General features: G+C 44.6%; 18 protein-coding genes. 5 read left to right on the top strand and 13 right to left on the bottom strand.

Features of this window, described 5'->3' with window-relative positions; translation table 11 throughout:
- Window positions 1–104: 104 nt before the first annotated feature.
- From FIU99_RS18900 to FIU99_RS18880, 5 genes are all read right to left on the bottom strand, one after another.
- Window positions 105–1274: a carboxylesterase gene (locus FIU99_RS18900; protein ID WP_039952060.1), complete on the bottom strand. Its 1170-nt coding sequence runs from the start codon at window positions 1272–1274 to the stop codon at window positions 105–107.
- Between the two features lie 22 nt (window positions 1275–1296).
- A complete protein-coding gene (locus FIU99_RS18895; protein WP_006960651.1) occupies window positions 1297–1506 on the bottom strand; it encodes a hypothetical protein in 210 nt (69 codons plus the stop codon).
- A 174-nt stretch (window positions 1507–1680) separates the two neighbouring features.
- The gene (locus tag FIU99_RS18890; protein WP_006960652.1) at window positions 1681–3117 is read right to left on the bottom strand and encodes a glyceraldehyde-3-phosphate dehydrogenase; all 1437 of its coding nucleotides are present in this window, start codon (window positions 3115–3117) and stop codon (window positions 1681–1683) included.
- Between the two features lie 321 nt (window positions 3118–3438).
- A complete protein-coding gene (locus FIU99_RS18885) occupies window positions 3439–4488 on the bottom strand; it encodes a porin (RefSeq protein WP_099608550.1) in 1050 nt (349 codons plus the stop codon).
- Between the two features lie 4 nt (window positions 4489–4492).
- Complete coding sequence (locus tag FIU99_RS18880) at window positions 4493–4921, bottom strand: hypothetical protein (protein WP_039951956.1); 429 nt, start codon at window positions 4919–4921, stop codon at window positions 4493–4495.
- A 123-nt stretch (window positions 4922–5044) separates the two neighbouring features.
- Here FIU99_RS18880 and FIU99_RS18875 point away from each other — a divergent pair, with 123 nt between their 5' ends.
- The gene (locus FIU99_RS18875; RefSeq protein ID WP_006960655.1) at window positions 5045–7693 is read left to right on the top strand and encodes an ATP-binding protein; all 2649 of its coding nucleotides are present in this window, start codon (window positions 5045–5047) and stop codon (window positions 7691–7693) included.
- Here FIU99_RS18875 and FIU99_RS18870 read toward each other — a convergent pair.
- Complete coding sequence (locus tag FIU99_RS18870) at window positions 7676–8128, bottom strand: dCMP deaminase family protein (RefSeq protein ID WP_006960656.1); 453 nt, start codon at window positions 8126–8128, stop codon at window positions 7676–7678. The genes FIU99_RS18875 and FIU99_RS18870 overlap by 18 nt on opposite strands.
- Before the next feature lie 953 nt (window positions 8129–9081).
- Here FIU99_RS18870 and FIU99_RS18865 point away from each other — a divergent pair.
- Complete coding sequence (locus FIU99_RS18865) at window positions 9082–9846, top strand: TerC family protein (RefSeq protein WP_006960657.1); 765 nt, start codon at window positions 9082–9084, stop codon at window positions 9844–9846.
- A gap of 46 nt (window positions 9847–9892) precedes the next feature.
- Here FIU99_RS18865 and FIU99_RS18860 read toward each other — a convergent pair whose 3' ends face one another.
- The 4 genes from FIU99_RS18860 to FIU99_RS18845 all read right to left on the bottom strand — a co-directional run bounded on the left by FIU99_RS18860 (window position 9893) and on the right by FIU99_RS18845 (window position 15095).
- A complete protein-coding gene (locus tag FIU99_RS18860; protein WP_006960658.1) occupies window positions 9893–11170 on the bottom strand; it encodes a cytosine deaminase in 1278 nt (425 codons plus the stop codon).
- A 9-nt stretch (window positions 11171–11179) separates the two neighbouring features.
- Window positions 11180–12418: a cytosine permease gene (gene codB / locus FIU99_RS18855; RefSeq protein ID WP_006960659.1), complete on the bottom strand. Its 1239-nt coding sequence runs from the start codon at window positions 12416–12418 to the stop codon at window positions 11180–11182.
- A 1130-nt stretch (window positions 12419–13548) separates the two neighbouring features.
- Entirely contained in the window at window positions 13549–14772 is a 1224-nt protein-coding gene (locus FIU99_RS18850; RefSeq protein ID WP_006960660.1) for an HlyD family secretion protein, read from the bottom strand.
- Window positions 14772–15095 carry a hypothetical protein gene (locus FIU99_RS18845; RefSeq protein WP_006960661.1) on the bottom strand — a complete coding sequence of 108 codons (324 nt, stop codon included), beginning with the start codon at window positions 15093–15095 and terminating at the stop codon, window positions 14772–14774. Before FIU99_RS18845 ends, FIU99_RS18850 begins: the two co-directional genes overlap by 1 nt.
- 126 nt (window positions 15096–15221) lie before the next feature.
- On the opposite strand from FIU99_RS18845, the gene FIU99_RS18840 reads away from it, so the two are divergent.
- On the top strand, window positions 15222–16205 hold the full coding sequence (locus FIU99_RS18840) for an AraC family transcriptional regulator (RefSeq protein ID WP_039952061.1): 984 nt from the start codon (window positions 15222–15224) through the stop codon (window positions 16203–16205).
- A 44-nt stretch (window positions 16206–16249) separates the two neighbouring features.
- Here FIU99_RS18840 and FIU99_RS18835 read toward each other — a convergent pair whose 3' ends face one another.
- Together FIU99_RS18835 and FIU99_RS18830 are read right to left on the bottom strand one after the other, a co-directional pair.
- On the bottom strand, window positions 16250–16945 hold the full coding sequence (locus FIU99_RS18835; RefSeq protein ID WP_152472461.1) for a hypothetical protein: 696 nt from the start codon (window positions 16943–16945) through the stop codon (window positions 16250–16252).
- Between the two features lie 6 nt (window positions 16946–16951).
- Entirely contained in the window at window positions 16952–17863 is a 912-nt protein-coding gene (locus tag FIU99_RS18830) for a hypothetical protein (protein WP_006960664.1), read from the bottom strand.
- A gap of 325 nt (window positions 17864–18188) precedes the next feature.
- On the opposite strand from FIU99_RS18830, the gene FIU99_RS18825 reads away from it, so the two are divergent.
- Together FIU99_RS18825 and FIU99_RS18820 are read left to right on the top strand one after the other, a co-directional pair.
- On the top strand, window positions 18189–18881 hold the full coding sequence (locus tag FIU99_RS18825; protein WP_301339511.1) for a response regulator transcription factor: 693 nt from the start codon (window positions 18189–18191) through the stop codon (window positions 18879–18881).
- A gap of 6 nt (window positions 18882–18887) precedes the next feature.
- Window positions 18888–20207, top strand: a complete 1320-nt coding sequence (locus tag FIU99_RS18820; protein WP_006960666.1) for an ATP-binding protein — start codon at window positions 18888–18890, stop codon at window positions 20205–20207.
- On the opposite strand, the gene FIU99_RS18815 is transcribed toward FIU99_RS18820, so the two are convergent.
- Window positions 20204–20866 carry a pyridoxamine 5'-phosphate oxidase family protein gene (locus tag FIU99_RS18815; protein WP_006960667.1) on the bottom strand — a complete coding sequence of 221 codons (663 nt, stop codon included), beginning with the start codon at window positions 20864–20866 and terminating at the stop codon, window positions 20204–20206. The genes FIU99_RS18820 and FIU99_RS18815 overlap by 4 nt on opposite strands.

Raw genomic sequence — 20866 nt, 5'->3', positions numbered from 1 at the left:
TAAACTGCAATCAATAATTCCAGCTTAGTCGAAAAAACGCAGGAGCCCCAGAAATGGAGTGGCGCTCATCATGCCCTGATAATTCAGGGCATGATGAAGAGTGGTTAGATTCGAGATGACATGACGGAATCCATGATCTGCATACTTTCGTCAAAGTAAGGGTTGTACGTCAGGCGAGCATGAATCTTACCGGGTTCGGTGTAACCCCAAGCGGAATACCAGACTTGTTCACCTTGAGCACATTTTGCTGCGTCGGTTTCTTCCTGACCGTTGGAGCAAATTATATTCGTTCCATTGATGCCGTAATTGGGGTTATTTGGCGAAAAGAGCAGTCCCATATGAGAGCCGTTAGAAATTCTCTGTTCAGGCAGGTTCATTGAGAATCGGGTTGAACGTGGCTCCGTGAGATCGTGCTCCCCTTGCCAGACAATACGACTGTTTGGGTTCTTCATTTTTTGCGTAAAGGTATCAATTGAAAACTGAGTGTTGATGACACTGTCCGCTTCGCTCATGAGCATAAACACGGGCTTGTCGTAATTGGCTGTCGCGAGTTTATCTCTTACTTGTGCTGATGTTTGATAGTAAACAGCTGCCGCACTCATTGGTAATGAGTTGTAGCGCAGTGGATTGTCTTCTGGATCCTGATCGGCCCATGTAATGAAGTAGCTCGCGAGCTCGGCAAACTTGACTGTCGTTGACCCTGGCTCAAAGGCGGGTGAAAACAATAATACGCCATTGATATCTTCATCAGACAATGCTTCAGAAGTGACAAGGTTCGCGCCCGTAGAGTAACCGCCAACCCAAATAGAATCGGTGTCTTGCTTTAGTAAGCCAATATGATGGTGAACGACTCCTTGCCAGTCTTCTAAACTAGGTAGCAGCAGGTCGCCAGCTTTACTACCATGACCGGGCAGCAAGACTGTTCTCACCAAGTAACCTTGCTCAGCTAGATGTGTGGCGATATCTGTAAAAGAGTATGGAGAGTCGCCCAAACCGTGTACCAGAAGCACACCTTGTCCGTTTGGCTCAGAAGGCACATACTCTCGTGGTAAAACTTGTGCTAGCTCTTGCTGCTGATTTCCCGTTAGAAACAAGCGATTTTCCGTCAGCCAAGTTTTGGTGTCAGCGATGTATTCCTGAAAGCTACTCTGCTGATATTCAGGTAAAGTGTCAGCTTTGTCATAAGCTGGATCTTTAGAAGGCGTGCTGCAGCCCACAAGGCCTGCCGTGACGGCTGCAGCAAAGTAAAATGCCAGCGCGGTTTTTTTACGCATGATGTATTCCAGCTTTTCCTTTTTACTTTGACACTTCTTCATACTCTCCCTCCAACACAGATCCTTTCGATGGCTGGTTGTTAAATGTTGATGCGTTTTTCTTAATCGCTTTTTCGATCTTCTTACCTGTAATCAGAGCCGCGATGGTTAAGGGAATTGCTAGGATCAGGCCAAAAATGATGGTAAAGAAGCCAATAAACAGCGCCAATGCGCTCGAAATCACTCTATTCATAATTTACACCTCTCTTTTATCCTCAATATTAAACAAATCGAAATGAATGAAAGATGAATAAATTCGTCAGCAACAAAAAAGCCGCTTTCATCAAGAAAACGGCAAGTACGGGGGTATATCTTTATAATTGTGTTGTGGAGTTTTGCCCCTGAATCTTTCAGGGGCGATATTCGATTACTTACTAGGGTAAGTCTTATAACGTACACCCATCATTTGTTCCATACAGTGAACAACCTGACAGCTGTAACCAAACTCGTTGTCATACCAAATGTACAATACACAGCGGCTGTCTTGAGCAATCGTTGCAGCACCATCTACTACGCCAGCATGGCGAGAACCAACAAGGTCACTGGAAACGATTTCTGTCGAGTCTGTGTAGTCAATTTGCGCAGACAGTTTAGAAGTTAGCGCCATCTCACGAAGATACTCGTTCAGCTCTTCTTTGTCGGTGCCTTTTTCTAGGTTCAGGTTAGCAACCGCCATCGAAACATTAGGAGTAGGGACGCGAATAGCATTACCAGTCAGCTTACCAGCAAGTTCTGGTAGCGCCTTAGCGACTGCCTTCGCTGCACCTGTTTCGGTCAAAACCATATTGAGTGATGCACTTCGGCCACGACGCTCGCCTGAATGGAAGTTGTCAATCAGGTTCTGGTCGTTAGTGAACGAGTGAACAGTCTCAATGTGGCCTGATAGTACACCATACTTGTCGTTGATGGCTTTAAGTACTGGCGTGATTGCGTTAGTGGTACAGCTTGCCGCAGAGATGATGGTATCTTCCGCTTGGATAACTTCTTCGTTAACGCCAAACACAACGTTCTTAATATCGCCTTTACCTGGTGCCGTAAGTAGCACTTTTTCAGCGCCGTTACAGGCTACATGTTGGCCTAGGCCCTCAGCGTCGCGCCAAACACCTGTGTTGTCGACAACCAAAGCGTTGTTGATACCGTAAGTGGTGTAGTCAATTTCTTCAGGCTTGTTAGCGTAAATGAACTGAATGTAGTTACCATTTGCAATGATTGCTTTACGCTCTTCATCGACAATGATGCTGCCGTTGAACTGGCCATGAACTGAATCACGACGAAGTAGGCTAGCACGCTTTTCAAGATCGCCTTTCTTACCACCACGAACAACAACTGCACGTAAACGTAGCGGATAGCCAGGGCCACTTTTCTCAACCAATAGGCGAGTAAGTAGACGGCCGATACGGCCAAAGCCATATAGAACAACATCACGAGGCTCAGTAACGGTCTCTCCGTTCATCGCGCCCATTAGAGAAGAATGTAGGAAGTCTTTGACACCGTGCTCATCATCGCGACCTTGCCAGAATTGATGAGCCAGTTGGCCTACATCAATACGACATGGTGACAGTTCCATTTCTGATAGTGCTTTAATCAGAGGAAGCGTTTGATCTGCAGATAGTGGAGTTCCTGTATAGCGACGAGCAAGACGGTGCGTCTTGATAATATCGATGGTCGCTGCATTCACCAGAGTTTTACCGAACAGTAGAACTTCGACGCCTTTTTCGCGATAAAGTTGACCTAGTAGGGGAGAGATAGTTTCCGCAATCGTTTGGCTCGTTTGCCAGTCAAGGAGGTGTTTCTCTGGACTCATTGTTTGTTTGGACCTTTCACGTTTTGGGGACTGACTCTACTTCACTGTGTAGGGGGAGTGAGCAGAGATAAAAAGTGTTTTAATTATGTAATTTTTATGCGGCAGGATTGTAATGCCTAACATCTTATTCTGCTAGAAAAAATAATTGCAGAGTAATTGGCTGGTTTTGTTACGATTTAGTCATGGTTTATTGTCGGTATGACCTATTGACTTTTGCAGGGTATGTTACTTATTTTTCGATAAAAAATACTCAACACACAAAAAGTATGCAAATCATAGTGTAAGAACTAAATGTATGTTGATCTGTAGCACGTAAACTACTTAAAAGGTAAACGACAAACCTATAGACACCAAGTCGACCTTAGAAGCAAACGATTCACTTGTGTTTTGTGGCAAGGTGAACTGGCCGCTGATCACGTTTTTTCGACCTTGTATTTGTTGCCACTCAAATGAGGCGTTGAATTGAGGTGTAAAATCGTATCTGACCCCGAGTAAGTAGCTATTACTCTCCTTGGTTCTTCTTGATTGCCCATATTGTATGTAAGGCGTAAACATATCGATTCGATAGTCTATACCCGCATACCAGTTAGCGCGTATATCTTCAGAAAGCACTGCCTCTGTTTGGAGATGCCAATTACCAATCGTATGGCTTGCCCCAAAGCTGACTAAGTGGAGGTTAAAGCATACGTCTGGTTGGTTAGCAAAAATCTGTCGTGCCTCAACATCGGTATAAGAGACATGGAGCTGGCTGTCTTCTATATAGATATCTGCACTGAAGCCATATGCATTTTTCACGTCTAAGGTGAAAGAGCGTCCATAAAGTTCGTAATTCTCCTCGTTATCCAGAGCGTAGAAGGGGGTAAGGCTGAGTTGAAATTGCTCAAACAACTCGAAGTTAAACTCCGCAGATGCACCTTCAAAATGGGTGATACCTAGATTGCCCCCATAGACATCTATGGGCAATCGTAACCATGGATAGGCGCTGGAGACGTAGTAGTACTCAGACATAATAAACATCGGTGACCTCAATCGTCCGACTTTATAGCGGTGCCCTGAGTCTGAATACTCGATAAAGGCTCTCTCTAGAATTGGGGATGAGAAAGTGTCCTGAGGTCGCTTGAGCACTTGTAATACTGAGCGCAGCTCATTACTAATCTGCCAATCCAACTGCAGACCGAAAGTGGTATCACAATCGAAACACCAGTCATCGGCTATATCGCGGCCATAGAACACAGGCGTATTATTATCGCTTTTGGCAGCAGCAACGGTACCAAAGCCGCTTAGATTCAGCTCGTTAGCCAGTTGAGTTTGAGCGGTAACAGGGCAGCTAGCCAGTGCGATTATTAAAAATGATTTTTGTCGTAGCTCCATAATCCTAGCCTTTATTACAGAGTGTAAAGAGGACATTAGCTTGTTCTGGAATCATATCGACTGGAACATAGGCTATGCCATTGGGATGCTTGCTCAGCCATAAGGTAATATTTTTCATTGAAGTGTGAGCGATTTCGTTGGGGGCTGGTGTTTTGCCTGAAAAGCTTTGGCGTGCCCAAATAGCGTTCATCTGGGCTGGGCTTTTATTCAATAACGAGTAGTAAAAATCTTGGCGTTGGGTGGAGTTTTTAGGGAGATCCATCAGCCTAATAGGTTGACCGCCAATACTTGAAGTACGGCCTCGATAGAGCATTTTAACTTGATTAGAGCGCAATACGTTTATCTCTGGGTTCAGGGTGACGATGGCAAAATTACATGCCAGAGACTGAAAACAGAAAAGTAGTAATGTTAATGCTGTCAAATGCTTAAGCAAATATATCCCTTGTCGCTCGAAAAAATCACCTTAATTTTACTCTTGTTAATAAGAAGCGAATTTAATATGAACTAATATTATAGGCCTAGTGGTTCAAAAAATGATTCGAAGGAACGAGTCTCAATGCTCCTCACTAACATATCAATAAAAAGTCGGTTGTTGATTTTATGCCTTATTCCTACATTAGTTATTATTTTGTTCACCGCCAATACGGTAGTGCATATTCAGGACAGGCTTCACAGCTACGCGGTTATCAATGAAAAAAATCAGACACTAAGGCATTTGTCTGCCTTTTCTCGTTACGTCTACGAAGCGCTTGCACTCCGCATTGAAGGGCAAAGCGCAGCCATTGCGCTTGGGATGGCGCAGCAATCGTTGAATTCAATAACGAGCGTGACGCACGCTGAAGAACACGTTAGTGGCAGTATGAGCCAGTCGGATCACACTTTAAGCTACATTGAGGAACTCAACGAACTCCTACCTGAGCTCGCCACAGTCAGCTCTCACGGAAGCTTAGAGCTAGGTCGGCTGATTTATGCGGTTTTGTATGATCTGTACAGTGACGTTCAGTCCATTGAAAGCCATAGCACCGAGCTAAAAGTGCATAAACTCGATCTTGTATTGAGTGACCTCAGCTGGCTGTACTTTTGGATGGAGCAAGAAGCATGGTTGGCCCAGGAAATCAAAGGTATTCGCCTTTCTTATGCGGAGTATGCCACCGAGTATTTCAAGATCAGCGAAAGGCAGCAATTTTACCTCGATAAGTTCATCAATTTGGGGGCAGATTCTGACCAGATAAACACGCTACTTAACATTTTCGCGAGTCGCGATTTCCAGCGTGGTAGTTATTACAAACAGCACATGTTGCTTAATGAGGGGAGCCGTGGACGCCTTGGGGATTTTGCACTTGCGATCGAGCAACGTAATGCCCTGGTAGAAAAACAACTTGGCCTGTTTTCATCAAAATTGCACGAAGAACTGCTGAGCAGTATTCAGCGCAGTGAAAACACGCTTCTCGTCATCGCTATTGGCGGTTTCATTGTGTTCTCCGTGATGTTTTTTTGGGGGACGAGTACGCTTTATCGTATTAATTCCAAGCTGGCAAAAATTCTGGCTGTAATGGGCAGCATGCGTAATAGCGGCAGTACTGAATTAGTGTCTGTGGATGGCAAGGATGAGTTCTCTAAGTTTGCTCAAAACATCAACTATCTCATTCAGGCTCAGAAAGACCATGAACGGGATCTAGTCGTCGCCAAGGAAAATGCAGAGGCTGCCAACCAAGCAAAAAGCGTATTTTTGGCTAACATGTCTCATGAGATCAGAACTCCGCTCAATGGCATTATGGGCATGACCGAGATCCTATCGGATAGTCGTCTTAATTCCTCGCAAAAAGATATTCTCAGTGACATTGATGTTTCTTCTCACGCGCTATTAGTACTTATCAATGACATTCTCGACCTGTCGAAAATCGAATCTGGCAACCTGACGTTATCTCCCAGTCATGCGGATGTTCGCGAAGCGGTTTTTGAAGCGATGAACATGGTCAGTACTAAAGCTCTTAAACAGCAAGTTGAACTCAGAGCAACGTTGTCCCCAGACATTCCGGATAGTTTGTACATTGACGAGTTTCGTTTTAAACAGATCTTGATGAACCTGCTTAGTAACGCAGTGAAGTTTACCCAAGATGGCTCGGTGTCCGTGGTAGTCAAGCTCATGAATGAAGGTGAGAAGGCCTATTTGCACTGCAGTGTGGTGGACACTGGAGTGGGAATAAACGAAGAGAAATTGGAAGAGATCTTTGAGCCATTTACCCAAGAAGATGGCAGCATTACCCGTCGTTATGGAGGCACTGGCTTGGGGTTAGCGATTTGTCGTCAAATTGCTGAATTAATGGGAGGCAGTATTACGGCGAGCTCTACGCCCGGTCTAGGTAGCCGCTTTAGCTTCGTCATACCTGCGCAATCTGTTGTTGAAACGAGTAAGGACAAAGCAAAGGGAAAAGCTTTGTTTATTGTAAATGACAGCAAATATGAGTCGTTGATAAAGAGTGAAGCGGAGCGCTTTGGTTTAGCAGTGACAGCTGCTGAGAGCACTAATGAAGTGACGATGCTTGATGAACAGTTTGATTTGATTTTCTATTGTTACCATCCACATCACAGCTCGCGCCGCGATTTAGCGTCTCTTAGAGCTCGTTTTAATTTCTCAGAGATCATCGGTTTGCAGCATCACTTATATATGTTGCCGGATGCAGAAGCGCTTGTATCATCTAATCTGACTTTACCCTTCTTGGGAAGCCGATTTGAAGCAGCCATCATCAAGGCTCTCAATTCTATCCAGATCAATACCAGTTACTCTGATAATGAACGCCCCCAGCCTTACCCAATAAATGAAAGCCGTTGTGTGCTGATTGTCGAAGATAACTTGATGAATCAGAAGATTGCTAGCTTCTTTCTCAGCAAAGTTGGAATGAATTACCAGATTGCCAGTAACGGCGCAGAAGCGGTGAATATGTTTCAGTCGGGGCGATTGTATACGGCAATCCTGATGGACTGCATGATGCCAGTTATGGATGGGTTGACAGCAACGCGTAGCATCAGAAAATGGGAAACAGAACAAGGGCGAGACAGAACGCCTATTATCGCTTTAACGGCGAGCGTCCTGCCTGAAGAGATTGATAGTTGCTTTGAAGCGGGTATGGACGCCTATTTACCTAAACCGTACAAGTCCCAGCAACTGTTTGACACGTTTGAACGTTTACACGTTGTCTTGTAAATCTTCTAGCGGTAGCCAGTTTACCTTAACGCCTGCTTGAAGGAACATATCTTGGCTGATTTTAATTTTCTCCCCCCAACGAGACAAGAAGTCTTCGGTCTGCTCAGGACAGTGCACTGCTGAAATACCTGTCTGGATAATTTTGGCTGCGCAGTTAGGGCAAGGGAAATGCGTGACCCAAATTTCACATCCGTCTAAATCACGCTTAGCAAAAAGAATAGCGTTTTCTTCTGCATGAAGTGTCTTGAGATACTTCATCTCTCTCTCATCGGTCATCGCACTATCGGAGATTCCATGTGGGTAGCCGTTGAACCCAACTGAAACGATACGGTTTTGCTTCGTGATGACAGCGCCAACCTGAGTCGAAGGGTCCTTACTCCAAGAGCCCACAAGGACAGCCATCTGATAAAAGCGTTGTGCCCATTTAGAAATCATTCAGTCATTCCTCTAGGAAAGAAAACCCTGCTTAGGGAGATAAACAAACGTAATGTGATAGAGATCAGGTAATAATATCCTAATTTCGGCTGAGTTAGTCCAGTAAAATTCAGTACCTTAGCGATTTCAGAAAATGATAGCGCGCTACAAATGTGATTTACATCTCAATTTTTTGCTGACAAGGTGTTCCGATAGAGGAGTAAACGACCATGACTCTTGTGCGAGATCTCTTACAAATACGTAAGTTTAATGATGGTAAAATGCTAGGAAACAGTCATTTATTGATATTAAGGTGTTGATATTATTTGATTATTTTAGTTTTTCACATTCGGGCCGATATCATATTAGACGAAATCGACCATTGTGAAAAAGCGCTACTGACTTAATCTTAAGTTGTCAGCAGGAAGCAGACACGGAACAGGAAAGACCCAAGGATAGGTCATCTTCAGGACGAAGATTCGATTATTCAGGACGAATGGTCGGCATGGAAAGCAAAGGACATTGGCTGGACGCTAGTAACTAGGATGGTTACATCAAGGAAAGTTAATGGACGCTTAAAGGAATAAGGCAATTTCTATCAGGACGATAGATTCAGGACACCGCTTAAGGATAAAGCGATGAGAGTTAGCGAGGATAGCTAACGGGCTGGATTGCCGAGGACACCGCTAGGAAGGCGATGATAAGGAAAGTGCTGAAGGAATCAGCGTACTATCAAGGAATAGATGCAGGGAGCACCTATTAGTAGCCGGATTGCTGCGAGTAAGAATAAGCCCCACTAGGCGAAAGTTTAGTGGGGTTTTCTTTTACGAATTGTTACAAATAGCGCTATTGTGAATTACCTTGGCGAGTGGTCTACTGACGATCCCTAAGCAATAAAGGTAATAAACTTAAATGGACGACCCCTTTAGTCGACTGAACACACTTCTGGCTTCTTCATCCGAGGAGGCAACCCTATGTTAGAACTTTTCATGCAACCCGAAACTTGGGTTATCTTCGCAACACTTTTCGCACTGGAAATAGTACTTGGTGTCGATAATGTTGTGTTTATATCTGTGCTTTGCGAACGCCTACCCGCTCATCAGAGAAAACTAGCCCGTAACTTGGGTATTTCGTTGGCTGTTATTGCTCGAATTGTCCTAGTCTTCTCGATTTCATGGGTAATGTCGCTCACACAGTCTGTATTGGAAATCATGTCATCGAGCTTTACTGGGCGTGACTTGATAATGATCGCAGGTGGCGCCTTTTTATTGCTGAAAAGTCTCAAGGAGCTTTGGGCCTGGCTAGCGCACCAAGAAGCGGGACATTCAACTCATGTACGAACTGGGCTGGCTGTGGTTTTGCTACAGATAGTGGCTGTGGACGCCGTTTTCTCGATGGATTCTGTGATTACTGCGGTTGGATTGACGAGTGAAGTGCCCATTATGGTTGCTGCCATTCTCTCTTCAGCGGTGGTTATGGTTCTAACCGCGGAAAAGATTAATAACCTAGTGAGCCGTTACCCTGGATTTAAAACCTTAGCCCTGCTGTTTTTAGTGCTACTTGGTGGATTGTTGATGGCAGAAGGTTTCGCTATCCACATCAACAAAGGGTACGTCTATTTTGCGATGGCATTTGGCTTAGTTCTTGAACTGTGTCATATCCGAATAGAGAAAAAGAATGCTATCCAAATAAATCGAATTCGACCATTTAAGTTGAAAGTCGGCACGACAACGTTGTAAATGAAAAAGGGAAGCTCAAGCTTCCCTTTTTTGATTCTAACTAGCGTTATCGCTGAAAAGTGATGCGCTCTTCACTGTCAAGGTGAATAGAGGTTACTGCCGGTTGAGTTTGTGCAATCACCTTACCATGGCGTATTGAGTAACGGACAGGCACTTGGCGTCGCACTGCATCAAATCCATTTTCGGCAGGCAGGATCAGCAAACTGCCAGGTTTACCTTCTTCTAACCCATACTTGTCTTGGATATTCAGCGTACGTGCTGAATTTGTGCTGATGAGATCCAATGAATTGTTGATTTGGTCGTAGCCCATCACCTGACAAACATGTAAGCCCATATGGAGCACTTGAAGCATATTTGCTGTCCCTAGGGGATACCATGGGTCAAATACGTCATCATGTCCAAAACACACATTGATGTTGGATTTGAGCATTTCTTTGACTCTAGTGACGCCACGGCGTTTCGGATAATCATCGAAGCGGCCCTGTAGGTGGATGTTGACCAGTGGGTTGGCAACAAAGTTAATACCCGACATTCTCAACAAGCGGAAAAGTCTCGACGCATAAGCGCCGTTGTAGGACCCCATCGCTGTTGTGTGACTGGCCGTAACCTTATCTCCCATCTCATATTTATGGGCCAGAGCGGCTAAGGTCTCGACAAAGCGAGATTGTTCGTCGTCAATTTCATCACAGTGCACATCAATCAAGCGGTCATACTTTCTTGCCAACTCGAATACATAGTGGAGAGACTCAACCCCATACTCGCGAGTGAACTCAAAATGAGGAATCGCCCCGATCACATCGGCGCCGATCTTCACGGCTTCTTCAAGCAGTTCTTTGCCATTTGGGTAGGAGAGGATGCCTTCCTGAGGGAAAGCGACGATTTGGATATCTACCCACTCTTTCATCTCTTCACGCACTTCAACCATCGCTTTCAAAGCGACAAGTGTCGGGTCCGATACGTCAACGTGAGTACGAACGTGTTGAACACCGTTGGCAATTTGCCATTTCAGAGTCTGCTTTGCACGAGCTTTAACGTCTTCCGCAGACAGCATTTCTTTGCGCTCAGCCCAGCGTTCAATGCCTTCGAAAAGCGTACCGGAAATATTCCAGCTTGGTTCTCCGGCCGTTTGAGTTGTATCTAAGTGAATATGTGGCTCACAAAATGGCGCAACGGCGAGTCCACCTTCTGCATCTAAAATGTCACCAGAGTGGTTAACAGCAATGTCGTTATCTAGGATCTGTTGAAATTGACCATTTTCAATCAGGATCTGTTTCAATCCTTCTTGATTTTGTAGTTTTGCATTTTTGATCAATAACTTAGTCATTATGCGTCCTTACGCGGATTGCGCGTTGAGTGTTTTCTTGTTTAAAAGTGGGTTGAGTACGACGTAACACAACGCGCCTCCCAGTACGGCATTGATTGGTACAACTCCAGGGATAAACTTACCTGCTGCAACACCTACTGCCACTGCTACAATACTAGCCCAATTCACGTCTTTGAATTCTGTCGTAGCGAAATTTTGGTAGCGTTTTCTATTCATCAAGAAATCCGCGATGATGACGCCACCAATCGGCGGAATGGCAGTCGATAGGAACGTTAGCCATCCAACAAAGTTGTTATACAGCCACAATGCGAAGATGGTGCCCACGATACCGTTGATAATAGACATCATAGTACTTGAGCGTCCGGTGATGTTAGAAAAGCCTAACCCTGAAGCGTATAAAGCATTTTCATTGGTAGTCCAGATATTGAGCCCAAGTACGATGATTGCAGGTAGTAGTAGGCCTTGAGCAATCATGACGTCCGAAATATCTGCCATACCCGTCGCTGCTGCCCCTGCGGCACCGAAGATAAACATTAGTGAGTTACCGATAAAGAAGGCGATCATGGTGACCAGTACGGCGCCAGCTGGTTTTTTACCAAAGCGAACAAAATCTGCGGTGAGTGTACCTGCGCTGACAAATGAGCCTACGACCATTGCTAATGCGACAGAGAAATCCATAGGCGTTTCTGGTTGAATAAGCTTGAGTTGTTCAAACCCGCCCACGCTATCGACGGCCATAGATACTGAGTAGCTGCCCAGAATTGCAATTGCAGGAACAGCAATCGCTGAAAGCACCATCAGCGCTTTAATGCCAAAGTAAACCGTCGCTGTCATTAGAAGGCCGGACACAATGATCAATGTATTGGTATCAATGCCTGTCGCTTTTTGAACGGGTATGGCGAACATCGCGACACCTACACCAAACCAACCGACCTGTGTGCCACCAAGTAAAGCAGAAGGAAGCCATGAGCCTTTAGTTCCAAATGAGTATCGAGCGAGAAGGTGAGTGGAGAGGCCAGTAGAAGACCCGATGTAGCCGAGGAAAGAAGTGTAAATACCGAGGATGAGGTTGCCAATGAGGACTGCGAGAATAAAGTCATTAAATGAAAGGCCAGTACCGAGTGAGCCTCCCGTCCACATGCTTGCAGAGAAAAAGGTCAGGCCTAACATCACCATCGTGAGTGAAATGACGCCTTTTCTGGCCGTTGTTGGAACGGGTCCCAGACTGTAGTTGTTATCTTCGGACATCTATCACCTCCACAAATAGATAAAACAAACTTAAGTGAGTAAATTCTAGATAAACGGCCGCTATTATGGTGATAAATATCACGTGGTCAATCTAAATCCATAAGGGTTAACGTTTGCTTGGCTTTGTCTTGTAATTAAATTTATATAAAACAAAAAGATAGTTTAATTGTGAATTTAATAAAAAAAATATTAAAGATGATGTAATCGGTTTCTAAATGATATTTTTAGAGGGAATTCTACTAAATTTGTACAAGTTTGTTGTGAATGCATGTCTGTAAGAATTGCTTCATACGTTAGCTTCACCTAGTTTCTGTTCCAAACGTTTGTTGACGTGATTTTGAGTAATTTTGGTGTGGAAGTATCGAATAATGTCTGATTTTGAGGTGTTGGAAATGAAGAAAGCCTATAGTGGTTATTTACTACATTAAATCGTAAGAAATTTAATAGACAAGACAAAGATAAAAGAGAAAGCGTGCAATTATTGAGCGTGTCAGTGCCATGTGATGATCATTGAACTGACACATCAATGTAGCAATCAAAGTTGATGATAAGTTCGTTGGCAACAGATAGAAAAAAAGCCAATCTCAATAAGTAAGATTGGCTCAAATAAGTGTGAACAAATTCGGTTCACTAACAACGTCAGTTGGCTAGGTGACCCTCGGCTTAAGAAGGGTCACTCTAGTAAATGCAGTATATGTGCCAACTTTTATAGAGCTTAATTGCCCACTATTTCACCACTAAATGCCGTTTTGGAAGCAAACGGTTGCAATATGAAATTGCATTTTGCAAATAACCTCAACATTGCTAATGATATATCACACAATTTAAGTGTGTAATCAAACCTTATTGGTATCGGCCCTTGTTTAGATTTTTTCTCGTAACGCTTGTCATTCTTATCATTGAGAATGACGCGCTGTTTTATCTAATCCCAAAAACAGGATAGTCATACACTCTCGTATTGAGCGAGCAGGGCTCATTTCGCAAAGGTAGAATTTGTAAAATTGAATGAAAGTAAGAGTTTTGATGCATATCCAATGATAAGCTTAAAAGTGATAACAAAATCTAATGATTGGTGTAACGCTGGATGCAAATAAAAAGCTCGGGTTAACCGAGCTTTTTACAGGGGAGTGTTAAATAGAGTAGAAGTAGTAAAGCTGAGACTTCATACGAATGATGATACCTCTGATGACATCAAGGAATGCCATAAAACCAACGGGCTTTTCGCCACTAACCCAAGCTAGCCCGACAGAACCGACGGGAATGTCATAGCCCTCGGTTTCTTCTATTTTCAAACGGACGAAGTGATGTTTGTTTTGTAAGTTCTTGCCCGTCGTCGCACGCACGGAGTCATCCAGACCAAGCAAATTGCTTTGTGATTCGCCAGTAGCTTCAACTATTCCCTCAACTTGAGCAGAAAAGATCTTACCTGGGTAGACTGACGAAGAAAATTCAGCACTGTGTCCTGGTTTAACATTGCGAATCGCCTGATGATTGACTCGCATTAGGACGTATTTCTCATCTGTGTACATTTGCAGCCGAGGTAACATTGAGACACGCTGTCCCTCGCGCAAGATGAAGTTGGTAACAAAGCCATCAGCAGGTGCATGAACTTTGGTGCTGTCGAGCTCCCACTTTGCTTTTGCGAGTTTCTCTTGTGACTTTTTCCAATCAGCATGTTTAGATTTTACCGCTAATTCCGATTTCGCGATCGCGAGTTTGGCTTTTTCGGTGTCCACCTGTTTTGTTTTTAGCTTTGATTCTATGGTTGAGACGTTGTGTCGTGCCTTAGTGACTGCTGTTTCCTGCTTATCGATATCGCTCGCAGTGATGGTGTTGTTCACTACACGATTTTGCTCTCTGTAACGCTTTAACATTTTGTTTTGCAAACTGTAATCAGCTTTGGCAGCAGCAAGTTGGCTTTCTGTAGTCTCTAAATCCTGAACCATTGACTCGTACGTTGCCTGTGAGATTGAAATATCCTCAAATGCAACTTCAAGCTCCACCATCGCTGACTCTTCTTCTACTTTTGCCTGGTTATAGGTGATTTGGTATTGAGTCGGGTCGATCTCGTAAATCAGTTGGCCTTTCTTTACCTTTTGGTTGGGTTCAATGTAAATCTTGTCGACTTTACCTGTTACGTTAGGCGAATCGGGGCGTAACTGGATATGGGGGGATTGCACCACCGAACCGCCAGAAAGATCCATTGGCGTATAGTTGATCAAACCCACCCAAACAAACATCAGCCAAGAAACGCCACCTAAATAGGCGAATGACTTAGTCGCGGTATTCCAGGGCATACCCACCAGCCTTAGCAGGTAAATAAAAAGTGCCCAGACAGCTAAACCTTCTAACATTAAGCCTCCTCCTGTTTATCTTTCGTGTTGGGGGCATGACGCCAAGTGTCGCGTAGGTTCACAATGGCTTTGTCCATATCGACGAAAGCGACAATGACTGCTACAACCCAAACCCAGTGCCAGATGAAACCAATCCATGTCAACGCCGTTATCAGTCCTATTTGATGATGATCTTTGCTATGGGCTTTGTTGATTGGTAGTTCGTGAAACTTCCAGAATCCAAACAGAGCTGCACCGACAGTCGCAATCAAGACAATAGTTGCGACGACATGTAATGCGGTGTCTGCACCGGTTCCCACGAACGGGACACTTAATAAACTCATTCAAGGCTCCTTTATTAATAAGGATCTGTATTGTGTTTCGGATTTGAAAATTAGCTTAGTATGTGACAGATTGATTCATATTAAATGTCTAATTGATGTGATCTGTATATGGATAAAGTGCGCTTTATGCGTGTGTTGGGAATTCGACATATTCATCAGGAAGCGAGGTCGCGCTACCAAATTGACGATGACGAACTAGTGATTCCGGAATCTGCGTTTCGCAATCCGATGACGCTGGTCCCAATGTTTGAAGTGAATCGCTGGTTTGAAAAATTAGAGGGCGTTACAGGAAACCCTGATGTGATTCTTGATATCAACCGTGATGTTGATGTTGGACAGATCGGTGTTATTTCTCACTGGCTTCTTTCTGGTAGTGATCTCGCATCGACCATTCGACGTGTGAATTATGGATTTAGTAGTCTGCAAAGCGGAGCGTTTCTATCTGCATCCCTGAGTGGTTCACTGATCAAATGGGCGTATCGGAATCCAATGATCGAACCTGAATGTAAAGTACACGACAGTGTCCGTATGGCGATGGCACTCACCAAGATCTTACGTACTTATCTTGGTCAGGATTTTTCTCCACTCAGAGTACAACTGTCTGGTTCTCGCAAGAATACACCTAAATATGAAGCATATTTTGGCTGTGAGGTGGAATGGAGTCACTCGTCCACGGAGATATGGTTTCATTCGGAGCTGCGTTTAGCGACCAAGCAGCAAGCGAGGCTGCAGAAAGGGCGACTGGCGATGAATTTTGCTGACTTGGACGAATTGCTTAATATGCCTGACCCAGAAGATGAAGTGAAAGTGATTTATGAAATTCTAAACTACAGCCGCCATTATGGGTTGCCAACGGTAGAAAATGTTTCTAGCTTACTCGGGCTGTCAGTACAGCAATTTCAACGTCGGTTGCGTAATTTAGGAATGAACTTCACCACGGTGAGTGGTTATGTACTGAGTAACATTGCGGTAGAAATGATGCGTCATGGTATCAAGATTGATGATATTGCTCAGCGCCTTGGTTATCAGAATATCGCTAGCTTTAATCGCATGTTTAAAAAACATCGGGGTTTGACGCCAAACCAGTACGTGCAGCGTTACTACCTTTAGGCGCAGAGAACAAAAAAGCGCCGCAATGGCGCTTTCCAATCCGCTTACTCTTCAGGGCGCCAACCGAGCGCACTGGCAATCGCGCCGACCACTAAAGTGTCTCGTTCATCATCGTTCAGTGAGTCAAGCATCTGGATTGTGAGTGCGCCATTAGTTTGCACTGCAGCGACTTCTTGTGTTCCACGCTCAAAGCTGTAGCCAAGTGGTGTGTCGACTGGCACAAGTAGGCCTTCACCAGTATGAATAGTTTTCACATTAAAGTGGGTGGTGCCAATTCTTACCAAGCCTTTCTCTGTTTTATCGAAGCCGATATCCAGTACACCTGCATCTGGCTCAATTTTGTACTCACCAACGCTTTTCTCATCTGAGCTTATATCGCAGGTATAAGGATCGTTGCCACCGAACTCTACGCCCATGTAGTTGTATGAGACACCGCCACCTGTGCAGGTCAGCACCCATGTTTTTCCATCACTGTTACGAGTAACTTCTGCCGCCATTTCCCCATCTTTAAAAGACAGTTTATTGAACCACGTTGATGAAGAGGCGCTGCGAGAGTACTTACCCTTATACATACCAGCGATGTCAAAAGTACCTTCTCGACCTAACTTCCATAAATTATTGTCGGTCTTTATGTTGATCTCCGGTTGAGCTTTGACAGCGGGCGATTTATCCATGATAGCGGTGCTACCACAAGCGGTAAGGGCAAGCGCCATTGCGCTAACGAGTAGGTGTTTGTTCATATATATTTACTTCTTGTTGACGAAAAACCAGCTATTGAGGAAGTTGTTCAGTGACGCAAACGCTCTATGCGTCCAGTTAAGAGGGTTATCTGTTGCGTTTGAGTCTTGGCTAGCCACATCCCCGGTTGCGGTAAATGTAGGTTTTAGCTCTCCGGGATAGGTACCTAGACTTGGGTCAACTTTATATTCATACATCGAGCCCAGTAGAGCACCTGGGTTGAGATCCTTGCTGACCGTGTGGATCGGGTCTTCGTCCCCTTTGTCATCTGGGGCAGGGCATGTATTGGCGGCGAGCTGACCGTTTCCGTAGTTACATGGGTCGTACTCAAGCTTAGTCGCGCCAGTTTGCAACGACAAAAGGCGCTGGAACTCTTGATAGGCACTGGCGACTTCGGCGCCTTGTGTGGTTAAAGAGTCTTCATCGACATAGTAGTCGTAAAGCTGCAACATCTTTTGGTAAGAGGTGTTTTTTAGTGTTTCGTCACCACCGCCGTTATTGGTGTAAACAAGCTCAATACCGTCAATACCAGAGGAGGTGTTGACCTGTTGAGCCAAATTAAGGACGAAGGTTTCATAATCAGCACTGCCCGTTGGCTCTTTTTCTATGACGCCAATGACCAAGGTTTTTTGAGCGAATTGTTTTTGCACATCACTGTGTGCCCAGTTAGTCAGGTTGTTAATTTGGGTTTGTACCCGAGCACGCTGCGTTTCAGAGACATTTGGTCCAATGCTCAGTACATAAACGCCTTTATCGAACTGGCAAGCATTCGCGCCAGTCTGAACACTACAGTTGGTTGCTGAGCTGTAGACATTAACGGCATTGGTCGTTGTTGATGTTGGATTCGTATCATCACTGTTACAGCCAGATAGTAAAGCGACGGTGAACGTCGAGAGAAGAAGAGAGCGGCTAGGATTCATTTCATTATTTACTTATTGAATGATAACTTTGGTGAATAATAAAGAGAGTAACTAGATTGTCGAACAGGCCTACTGTGATTTGTAAGAGCATAAACACTCAGCTCATAAAAATGTGCCTTCAGAACACAGTATGTCCACGATACGAACACTAGAATGGGGCTATTAACGACATCTAATCGAATGGATAAAGCGGGTATTGTAATTAATTGTAAGTGGACTCTTACAAAATCCAGTGTGGCAGGGAGCGCAATCTCAATTTCCTTGCTTGAGCAAGTAATCGTCTAATATATAATTTGCGTCAATTTATAAATGGTTGCGAAAGTAGATTGTGAATTACAGAGTGCTTCTTGTTGAAGACGATAAGGAAATCGCAAGACTGACTCAAATGTACCTCGAAGCCGAAGGATATGGTGTTGAGGTGGTGTACTCAGGTGATAAAGCGGTAGATGCGGTGACGCGCTACCAGCCTGACGTTGTGCTATTGGATCTCATGTTACCGGGGGAAGATGGTGCGACGGTTCTTAAAAAGCTACGAACCTTCTATCAGGGTGTTGTGATTGTACAAACAGCAGTTCAAGAGGAGCTGAGTGAAGTCAGTTTACTAAAATTGGGTGCCGATGATTATCTGACTAAACCAATTCGTGGCCATATCTTGGTTGCTCGTCTTGAAGCTCATTTACGTCGTTATGCGGCAGCGGGGCAGGAGCCATCGACCCACAACTATGAAGCTTATGGATTTAGGTTGTGCCCTTTACGTAAAGTGGCTTTTTATCGCAGCAAAAACATTGACTTAACTCAGGCGGAGTTCGACATTCTTCTTTTGCTGGTTCAATCTCCCGACAAAGCGGTATCAAGAGATCTCTGTTGCCAATCATCTCGTGGGATAGAATACACCTTCAATGATCGCTCCATTGATATGCGTATTTCGGGCTTACGACGAAAACTAGCCCGAGCGGATGTGAACAACGCTCAGATTAAAACCATTCGCAATCAGGGCTATATGCTCACAGCAGCATAATCGGATATGGTTCGTTCCACTTTTACCAAAGCATACATTAGTCTGGCAACAGGGCTTGTAATCACTGTTGTTGCATTTCTCACTTTGGGTTCTGACTTTATGAGAAAAACTGAAGTCGAGATATTCCTCAATGATGGGCAGTTTTTCGTTAATCAATACATCGAACAACGTGGTCAGCCTAACTCCCTTTATAAAGAGTTGACCAACACGGGGAAGCAGCAGTTTTACATCTTTAATCTATCTTTGGTTAACGTAAAACCCGAGACGCTGCCATGCTCAGATTGTCGCGAGCTGTACCGATTGAAGTCAATACCCGTTTATCTAGTCGAAGATAACTTGTATGCGGCGGTGTTTCCGTTACCAAACTCGGCGAGAAGTCTCATGTTCAGTGAGAATCGCGATTTTTTTGAACCCCAATTTGAGTGGTACGAAGACTCCGAAGTCATGTTTGTGATTGGTCTTGTGGCCTGGATATTTGTCAGCTTAGGCGTATTTGTTTATGTCCCTATTCGCCATCTACATAACCAAATTAATCAGCTTAACCGTGCGTCTCGTCGCTTTGGACGCGGTGAGTTTAGTGCACGTATTGACAGTGACAACTTCCGACTTCCCCTCAAAGAACTGGCGGAAAGCTTCAACTACATGGCAGATGACATTGAAGGCCATGTAAAGCAGAGTCAGATCTACACGCAGGCTATTCCTCATGAAGTCAGAACGCCGCTCAGTCGAATTCAGTTAGCCAGCGATATGGCTAGGCGCAATGCTGTTGAGGAGCAAGAACCGTTTTTTGATGATATTGACCGATATGTTGACGATATCTCCGCTCTGACTGCTAGCGTGGTACAAATTTCCCGGGTAGGAGGTTTGACGGAAAGTGAATTGCTCGACACACAAAACCTTCTCCCTGAACGCTGGCTTAAACAGCGTATTGACAGGCAAGAGCATTACAACAAACAAATCAGCTTTCATGCTTCTTTGACTGAGCCTGCCCCAGCTTTGGATGTATTAGAAACCTTAGCTAATCTGGTGATTGATAATCTGCTTCAAAACGCATTCCGTTACGCAGATGCTGCGGTCGCGATCACTTTAATCGGTTTTGACAACACATTAGTGATTGATATCGAAGATGACGGGGCTGGCATCCCAAAAGATAAATACGATGAGATCTTTCTGGCATTCTCCAGATTGGATGAAAGCCGCCATAGTGACGGCTTTGGGTTAGGGCTGACCATCGCTTCAGAAGCAGCCAAGCGACTCAACTGGCGTATTTCTTTAGGCGAAAGCGAACTGGGTGGGGCTCGTTTTACTGTTTTGATCGAGTGCTAGTTCACTACTTTGTGCCAGCGTTCACCATATGCACTGCTGTAATCGGGCTCTTCCAGATGTTTAGATGCTTCTACTGGCTCAAGTGGACCAACTATCGTCCGATAGGGTAAGACGCCAGCCCACACGGGAAGATCCAAATCGGATTCATCATCGTTGACTCCAAAACGACTGATTTTGACCGATGCTTCGCTTAAAGGCATCTTCAGCACCATGGTCGCGGCGAGTTCTCTGTCACTACTTAATCTGACCTGCTCCGTTCTCCCGGGGGCAATCTGCTCAACAAAATGATTGAGCAGACGATCTTTTTCCTGCTTCTCTTCAACTACTTCAAATTGGCCAAATACTACAGCTGAGCGATAGTGCGCGCTGTGGTGAAAAGCCGATCTCGCTAGAACCCAGCCATCGAATAGTGTGAATGTCAGGCAGGTCTGGTGGCCTTGTTTTAATGAGCGCAGCAATCGGCTGTTGTTCGCACCGTGTATATACACATGTTCATCAACACGCCATGCCAACATAGGAATCACAATAGGGCCGTTAGCGTCATTAATCGCGATATGGGCGATTAATGACTCATCAATAATTTGTTCAAGATGTTTGTCCTCGAACACGGCTTTGTGCGCGCCTTTTTTTATTTGGGTCCTTTCTGTGTTTGATAGCAT

The organism is Vibrio sp. THAF64 (genome assembly GCF_009363455.1).
Classification (GTDB): Bacteria; Pseudomonadota; Gammaproteobacteria; order Enterobacterales; family Vibrionaceae; genus Vibrio; species Vibrio coralliilyticus.
The sequence above is the reverse complement of the archived record's forward strand: the minus strand, read 5'-3'. Positions and strand labels throughout refer to the sequence as shown.